This is a genomic window from Gabonia massiliensis, from assembly GCF_001403595.1.
In the GTDB taxonomy this organism is placed as follows: domain Bacteria; phylum Bacteroidota; class Bacteroidia; order Bacteroidales; family Coprobacteraceae; genus Coprobacter; species Coprobacter secundus.
In genome coordinates this window covers 192,421-199,371 of the sequence record NZ_LN877937.1, presented here as the reverse complement: position 1 = coordinate 199,371, position 6,951 = coordinate 192,421, and the positions used below count along the sequence as shown (strand labels likewise).

The 6,951-nt window shown below is 50.1% G+C and carries 10 protein-coding genes; 4 read left to right on the top strand and 6 right to left on the bottom strand.

Going from position 1 to position 6,951, the window contains the following annotated elements:
- From BN2628_RS02145 to BN2628_RS02135, 3 genes are all read right to left on the bottom strand, one after another.
- Positions 1 to 2,545: hypothetical protein (locus BN2628_RS02145; protein WP_257606359.1), on the bottom strand; the 2,545-nt coding region annotated here is incomplete at its 3' end.
- Positions 2,542 to 3,570, bottom strand: a complete 1,029-nt coding sequence (locus BN2628_RS02140) for a hypothetical protein (protein ID WP_055095872.1) — start codon at positions 3,568 to 3,570, stop codon at positions 2,542 to 2,544. The genes BN2628_RS02145 and BN2628_RS02140, both read right to left, overlap by 4 nt.
- Positions 3,571 to 3,592: 22 nt before the next feature.
- Entirely contained in the window at positions 3,593 to 4,132 is a 540-nt protein-coding gene (locus BN2628_RS02135) for a hypothetical protein (RefSeq protein WP_055095871.1), read from the bottom strand.
- A gap of 287 nt (positions 4,133 to 4,419) precedes the next feature.
- Between BN2628_RS02135 and BN2628_RS02130 the strand changes: the two genes are divergently transcribed.
- The 4 genes from BN2628_RS02130 (at position 4,420) to BN2628_RS17425 (ending at position 5,469) form a co-directional block, all read left to right on the top strand.
- Positions 4,420 to 4,629 (top strand): hypothetical protein, encoded by a 210-nt coding sequence (locus BN2628_RS02130; RefSeq protein WP_257606358.1) that lies wholly within the window; start codon positions 4,420 to 4,422, stop codon positions 4,627 to 4,629.
- A gap of 21 nt (positions 4,630 to 4,650) precedes the next feature.
- Positions 4,651 to 4,839, top strand: coding sequence for a hypothetical protein (locus BN2628_RS17435; protein ID WP_021930765.1), 189 nt, complete (start codon positions 4,651 to 4,653; stop codon positions 4,837 to 4,839).
- 175 nt (positions 4,840 to 5,014) lie between these two features.
- Entirely contained in the window at positions 5,015 to 5,161 is a 147-nt protein-coding gene (locus tag BN2628_RS17430; protein WP_257606357.1) for a hypothetical protein, read from the top strand.
- Entirely contained in the window at positions 5,158 to 5,469 is a 312-nt protein-coding gene (locus tag BN2628_RS17425; RefSeq protein WP_257606356.1) for a hypothetical protein, read from the top strand. The genes BN2628_RS17430 and BN2628_RS17425 overlap by 4 nt, the downstream gene beginning before the upstream one ends.
- Before the next feature lie 11 nt (positions 5,470 to 5,480).
- On the opposite strand, the gene BN2628_RS02120 is transcribed toward BN2628_RS17425, so the two are convergent.
- From BN2628_RS02120 to BN2628_RS17420, 3 genes are all read right to left on the bottom strand, one after another.
- On the bottom strand, positions 5,481 to 5,759 hold the full coding sequence (locus BN2628_RS02120) for a Txe/YoeB family addiction module toxin (protein ID WP_055095867.1): 279 nt from the start codon (positions 5,757 to 5,759) through the stop codon (positions 5,481 to 5,483).
- Positions 5,756 to 6,016, bottom strand: a complete 261-nt coding sequence (locus BN2628_RS02115; RefSeq protein ID WP_021930767.1) for a hypothetical protein — start codon at positions 6,014 to 6,016, stop codon at positions 5,756 to 5,758. The genes BN2628_RS02120 and BN2628_RS02115 overlap by 4 nt, the downstream gene beginning before the upstream one ends.
- Before the next feature lie 644 nt (positions 6,017 to 6,660).
- A partial coding sequence (locus BN2628_RS17420; protein ID WP_257606355.1) for a hypothetical protein occupies positions 6,661 to 6,951 on the bottom strand: 291 nt, incomplete at its 5' end.

The following is a 6,951-nucleotide window of genomic DNA, read 5'->3' as shown; positions in this document are numbered from 1 at the left end:
CTCCTGCTCCGCTTTCTTCTTCGGGGTAGGATTGTATCTCGTCGAGGGTAAAGGTGAGGGTTTGTTCTTGTCCGTCGGGTCCGGTTACGGGCTTGCCGTAGGGGTCGACTATCCGGCCGATAATCGTATCGGCGTTTTGTGAGGTTACGATAACGCGGAGGGGGCTGCCGTTTTTATTTACCGACACGACGGTGCCGGGGTCGAGGGTGTTTATCTCGCTCTCTTCTTGTGCGAGGACGGCATCTTCTACTTCCTGCTCTACTGCCGAGGCTTGCTCGTCGAGGGTCATGTAGTCTTGTACCTTGCCCAACTGTGAGGGGGAGACGACTTGGGTATCTCCTTCGGGGGTGATGATGGTAAGCATACCGGTGCTGCCTTCCCGGGGGGTGATGTTGCCTTCGGGGTCTATGTCGAATGTACCGGAGGTGATGCGGACGGTCTGCCCCCGGTAGTCAGCGTATATGGTGGCACCCATGTCGGGATTGGCTTGTTGCCGCAGATTTTCAATGATACGGCCAGCTTCTTCTTTGATGCGCGACTGCAAGCCTCCCAGGTATGCTTCGTAGAGGTTGGCCTTGTATATGTAGTCCTGGATGATGGCTTGTTCTTGTGAACGTTGTTTTCGTTCTTCGGCTGTAGGTGCTTTTGAAGATTCGGCAAACATCTGTCCCAATATCTTGCTTTGGTCTTGTAGGTTCTCACCGAGGATGGATTTTATCTCGGCTACCTGGCTGGGGGAGAATGCCTCGTTAAGGTGCCGGTCGGCCCGGTCGTAATCGGCTTTTATTTTCCGTTTGGCTCCAGCTCGCAGGGTAGCTGCTGCAGAGCTCATGCCGACGGACATGATGCCTACGGTAGTTATGGTTTGTAAGGCGTTTTCCCAATTGTATATGTCTTCGAGTCCTTGGTCGCCTATGGTGACGGCATTGAGGGTTCCTTCCATGAATTCTTCGAAGGTTTCGCCCGCGATGCCGTTCCAGCCGGTGGCTTTGGCAAAATCCCTGAAGCCGGTGATGATATTTTTGTCTTTTATCATCTTGGTGTAATCGAGGGCTCTGGGAGTGGTGCGGGATATGAAACCGGTGAGCCGGGGGGATATATGCCGGGTGGTCGCGCTTATCACTTTTCGGGTACCGGGTTTGAGAAATTTTCCTACGGTTCCCAACAGGGCTCCGGACATTTCTGCAACATTAGAAATGGTGCTTGCTCCTAACCCTTCGGCAATGGAGCGTCCTACGGATTTCCGGTTTTCCTGCCCTAAGTATTTTACTTTTCCGTTTTCATCGAGGGTGGCATGGGTCTGTCCCATATGACGCTGGAGTATGTCGGAATAAGTTGTAGGCTGCAATGGGGCCATGGCGGTACCGATAAGGGCGGTGTTGGCAGTACCGGCCAAAGCCCGACGACCGAAATTGGCGGCAGCATGTCTTACACCTCGTCCCGCGGCTTTTTGGGCTGCTCCGGTGAGGAACCGCCTGGTGATGTATCGTGTCAGGGGCTTGGTGGCTGCCGATGCGGGAATCTTGGTTACGGCAAATTGCATCATGTAGGGAATACTGGCTCCGACTCCTGACCCGACATGATACCAAAAGGGGATGTTGTCGGCATGCAGCATGTCTGTAACGGACTTGATGGATACGGCATCGAGCAGTGTCTTTTCGGATGGGGTCAAAGCATCGAGCCCTTCTTTTTCGGCTTTGTCCAGCAGGACTTGCAGCCTGCCTCCGTCTTCGATTTCGTTCAATCCCAATGACAGTGCTTTTTCGGAAAACAGCTCGTCTGAAAGGCCTTTCCAGAACCCTCTTTTACCCTGAGCGGCCCGAATGGTGTTCCGGGCTTCGTTTATTTTGGTACGGGCTGTTTTCAGATTGTTGTAGTCGTTCTCGGCCTGCATGTCCGTATCATTGCCATACATGTTCAGCATGGAAGAGTATCTACCGCCCAACCGGGTAATGGCATTGCCGGACATTCCTCTGCGTATTTCGGGGGAGGTCATAGCTTTGTCAATATCTTCATTTATACGGTCGAGTTCGCGCAGGGCTTGTTGTTCCGGACTGTGATATTCTTCTGCTTCCCGTTTGTAATTGTTCCGGATAGCCTGTTCCATAGCGGCCGAGCCTGCGGGTACCTGCCGGGAGATTTTATCCAATTTCGGCCCGGGGATGCCGTCCGAGGTATATGGGCGGTTGAAGGGCCGTCCGAGTATTCTGTCGAAGATATGAACCTCTCCGGACAATCCCAACGGCTCATTCCGGAGCAGCGCAGTGCGGTTTCTCTTTTCCTGAATTTTCTGCACATCTTGCTGCGATAGCCGGTTTTCCGCATCGGGCACATCTCCAAGGACACCAGGCTTGCCTGTAACCGCTCCTGCGGACGGCACACGGGGTTGTATGCCGGTTTTTACTTGCTCGGGGGAGAGCTTCACGGCTTGGGGGAAATCGGTGAGAAATTCCCGAAGTCTGTCGTCGGGTATGTTGTACAGCTCTTTTCCTACGGCATATATGTTGAATGGTCGTTGCATCATCATGTTTTGTCTTGTTGTCATAAAATGGGCGTTTTCAGTTCGAAATCCGAGATATGGTTGCCACTGTATTTGGCCCGCTTCATATAATCCTGCCAATCATTGGGATTCAACGGATTGGCCGACGTACCGTCATACGGAATACTGCCGTTCGGTGGAATATTGCTGCCTCCCCGATAGTCTGCCAGGCTTGCCAATACGGCTTCCAATTCATTTTTCAACTCGGGATTATTGCGGGTCTCTTCATAGAGTCTCTTGGCCAACTCTTGTATATACATCTCCTGCGTAGCTACCGGCTCGGCTTCTAAGCCTGCGATGTCCAAATCCTGTATATCTTCAAAAAGCCCGCGTGCTTTGTATTCGGACAACAGGTTTTGCAGGCGGGCAGCTACAGCCGAACGATTTTTTTTGTCATAAGAGATGGTATCCTCCGGAACGGGATATCTTCCCGGCAACTCCTGCCACCGGTTTTGAACGGCTCTCCCGGCGGCTTTATCTGCCCGGTTTTCTTTCCGGTCGGCCATGACGGCATTGAGAAGCCCTTGGCGGTAGATGTTTTTCTGCCGGGCGATGCGGTCGTATTCGTCCCGGAGATATTTGTTGTTTTCTCCGAGAACCGAATTTCTCCGGTGCACGTCTCCCCCTTTGCTTGCTGCAACCATCTCTCCGATAAGGAGACCTATATCTGCGAGTGTAGACAAGGCCTTGACCGCATTTTGGTGTTTCGGGTCCTGAGGTTCAGGATGAAGGGTTTTGTACAACGTGGTATAAAAAGGTGCTTCGGGATTTTGAGAGATTGCATCTTTTAGTGTATCGGGCACAGCTTTGCGAAGCTCGGGTTCGGTATCGAGTACATCGAAATACGGCTTTTCCTTTTCCATCGGGCGTGTTCCGTATTCGTCGGGAAAAACGCTGCCGGAAGTGTCATCGCCTTTGCTGAATCCCGCTTCTCCCCCGGGTGTACCGGCTATATTCCCGGTAAAGGTTTGCCGGGTATCGTCGGGCCTTTGCCGCGGTGTTTTTTTATAATCGTCTCTGAGTGTCATCATTTTTTTAGCAGATTGTGTACGATTATCTTTTGAAAAAATTACCTATGGATTTGTCCATGGAGTTCCCGATATTCTGGAGGGAAGAGGTAAGCAACCCTATTCCGTTTGCCGCCAGGTTCGAGAAGTTTTGAGCCCGCTGGGCGTACATATTCGACTTCTGCCCCAACAGGTAATTGTTCGTATCGGTGTACCGGTTCAGGGCGTTGTCCTTGAGCCGGGACGACTGGGAAGAGATATTGGAGATGACGTCTCCATAGGCGTCGGCGTTTATCTTCTTTTGTGCCGCGACGGCCTCGGGAGTGGCTCCTGTAACGGCAGCCATATTGCGCTGTGTTTTATTGCGCCGTTTGAGGGTATCGCGGTAGTTTTTCAGGATATTGGCCGTATCGGAACGGTTCATGATGTCCTGATAGTATTCTCTCTTGAACAGGTCTTTATTCTCTTGTATTTGCTGATTTAATAATTTCTCTTGTTTCTTACGTTCTTTGGCTCCTCTTATGCCTCCGTATATGGAGCTGCCCAACCCAAATGCCGCTCCAAGCGAATCTGATATTATACCCATAATCTTTTTTATTTACAAAGAAAAGCGGGTTTGCCGTCCGCATAGGGTCACAATGAGAAATTCAAAGGGAATAGGAGCAATGGGTGTCTTACTCCCCTCCCCGGAGGTGATTATCTCTTCTTCACCGGAATTTTTCTATATTTCAACCTTTTCATTTACAAATGAAAAGGTTGTATCCGCCTCCCTCTACATCCTGGCAGGCATCTCCCCGCCCCCCACCACTCATACGGCACGGAAAACGGGCATTACCCATATACTTGAGCAAGATGCTCGACAGCCACGAGATGATGTCGATAAGCAGGCACAAGACAGAGAGCGTTTTCAACGACTACATCAAGATAAGCGGTATCGAACCGGCCACCGGCATAGCCCAAAAAGTGGCGAAAGCCAAACAGAAAGCAGAGGTCAAAATCGGTACTGTTGGAACAGCTCGGGCAAATGTCGGCCGAGCAGCTCGCCGGATTTCCCGAACTGGCAAAACCGGTACTGCCGGATAACCGTTATAACCATTGGGGCTTATGAAAGAAAACATCGAAGATATAAGCGCGGATATTGAACTGCAATACGGACAACCGAACATGGAGCATAACATCGCCTATGTTCTTTCACTTGTCAAGGCGCATGTCTCGGAAGACGGGAGACTGGATGATGATATTCCCGCCCCGTCCCATCGAAGCGGCGGCAAAGACCATCCTGCTGCTAATTGACCGCCCCGAACTATCTTGGGAAACAATATGCCGGGAATAACGTGTGAAACATGTCATGGAATATCTTTTTATCCGGGCACGTAGCCACCCCGACGAGGTGCGCGGGTTTGTCAATAGGCTGCTCAAACAATATGTGCCGGAAATACCGTAGCAAATGGTACGCATCTACCTGAACGTGAGGAAACATATTACCGGACAATCCCGACCGACAAAATTCACCGATGAAATTCTCTATCCGGAACATGCAGAGAAAATTCTCGACACGCTGCACTTTTTGCTTCAGGGCGTGGTAGGGCATGGTGCTGCACTTGTCATGGTATGAGCAAGGGACGAAGGACCTGTACAGAACATAGCTCATGCGAAAATCGTTACAGAGTTCTGCCATGTGATGAAGACCGTCTACAACAACTACCTGCACGAGCGTTTCCCCAACAGGGAGAAGAACCGCATCGTCGGAACGCTCCGCACCAAGATTGGCTAAACAAAAGAAGAAGACGGGCGCATTGTTTTCCTGCCCGACAAACCGAGCTGCAAAAGCGTGTTCCTGCAACTGTGGCGCATGATGAAATCGCTGGCAGAATAATTTTCCTTTTCCCTCTTTTCGGTTGTTATAACCGGGCAGGAGGATGAGGTGCGGGAGGTCATTTGTCGTTATAATGCCCCTCTACGGTCAAGACCAACACGGTCACTTTCTCCTCATATATGTCATAAATCAGGCGGTCGTTTTTTGATATTCTTCTGGAATATGTTATCGAATCGCCTGATTTAAGTGGTTCGGGGTGTCCCGTCCCTGTCCTCGGATGCTCCATCAACTCATTAAGCAGCTTGACGAGCTTCTTGTATTGCACAGGATTGGATTTCTTGTATTTCGATACAGTTTTTATCGCTATTTGGGTAAATTCAACCTTGTACAAGCTCATAGTGCTTCTAAGAATTTATTAAGTTCTTCCTTTGTAGTGCAGGTCGTGACATTGCCCTCCCGGTATTGCCTGCGACCCTCTTCGAGCCTCTTTTCAAGCTCCGGGGAAAGAACAAAATCCTCTTCGTAAACGGGGGTCAGCATATAGGAGACTTTTCCCCTGCGCCTGATTACCACCTGCTCCCCTTTGTCGGCGAGTGCAAACATGGATGCCTGTTTCTCTCGAAATTCTCTTGACGTAACCTGAATGAGTGCCATAACTTTTATAATTTATATTTGTGTACCAAAATCGGTACACAAATATAATACCTTTTACCGAAACTGCCAAACTTTTTGAAAAAAAATCAGTCTTACGAGTACGTTTCGCCTCTCATGTATTGTTAATCCCGTTCACAAAAATGTCTTCCGGTATCCGGTAAGCAATGACAACCCGAAATATTCCGCATTTGTTTCAAAGCATTCCAACTTTGCATCCCTCTCCGTAACACACCCCTTAGTCCCCTCTTCAGAGGGGAAACAAACCACTCAAACCTCCATTACCAAACAGAAAAAAGTATCTCAAATCTCCCCTCTCGAGAGGGGCGGGGGTGTGTGACGCCTGTGCACAGATACTCAAATCGAAAGCTCTCACTAACGTTTGACGGATACTGCTCGAAACACTAAGCCCGATTTATCGAAATATCTCAGCCTTTGCCGCACCCCTCTCCGTAACACACCCCTTTATCCCCTCTCCAGAGGGGAAACAAACCACTCCCCCTCATTAACAAACAGAAAACAGCATTTCAAATCTCCCCTCTCGAGAGGGGCAGGGGTGTGTGACGCCTGTGCACTGCTTCCTAAAACAAAAGCAGTCACCCAAAATCTGACGGATAACACCTATCCCAAACAGCAGCAAAAACATCTTATCCCAAACCTCGCCCCTCTCCATAACACACCCCTTTATCCCCTCTCAAGAGGGGAAACATCCACTCACCCCTCATTACCAAACAGAAAATAGCATCTCTAAGCTCCCCGTCCCTGAGAGGGGCGGGGGTGTGTGATGTCTGCGCACTGCTTCCTAAAACAAAAGCAGTCACCCAAAATCTGACGGATAACACCTCTCCCAAACAGCAGCAAAAACATCTTATCCCAAACCTCGCCCCTCTCCGTAACACACCCCTTAGTCCCCTCTCCAGAGGGGAAACAAACCACTC

What these genes read in the sequence shown, in the direction of transcription:
- BN2628_RS02135 (WP_055095871.1), bottom strand. Translation starts at nt 4,132, where the DNA reads ATGGGTATAATATCAGATTCGCTTGGAGCGGCATTTGGGTTGGGCAGC.
- BN2628_RS02140 (WP_055095872.1), bottom strand. Translation starts at nt 3,570, where the DNA reads ATGATGACACTCAGAGACGATTATAAAAAAACACCGCGGCAAAGGCCC.
- BN2628_RS02115 (WP_021930767.1), bottom strand. Translation starts at nt 6,016, where the DNA reads ATGGCACTCATTCAGGTTACGTCAAGAGAATTTCGAGAGAAACAGGCA.
- BN2628_RS17435 (WP_021930765.1), top strand. Translation starts at nt 4,651, where the DNA reads ATGAAAGAAAACATCGAAGATATAAGCGCGGATATTGAACTGCAATAC.
- BN2628_RS02120 (WP_055095867.1), bottom strand. Translation starts at nt 5,759, where the DNA reads ATGAGCTTGTACAAGGTTGAATTTACCCAAATAGCGATAAAAACTGTA.
- BN2628_RS17425 (WP_257606356.1), top strand. Translation starts at nt 5,158, where the DNA reads ATGAGCAAGGGACGAAGGACCTGTACAGAACATAGCTCATGCGAAAAT.
- BN2628_RS02130 (WP_257606358.1), top strand. Translation starts at nt 4,420, where the DNA reads ATGTCGATAAGCAGGCACAAGACAGAGAGCGTTTTCAACGACTACATC.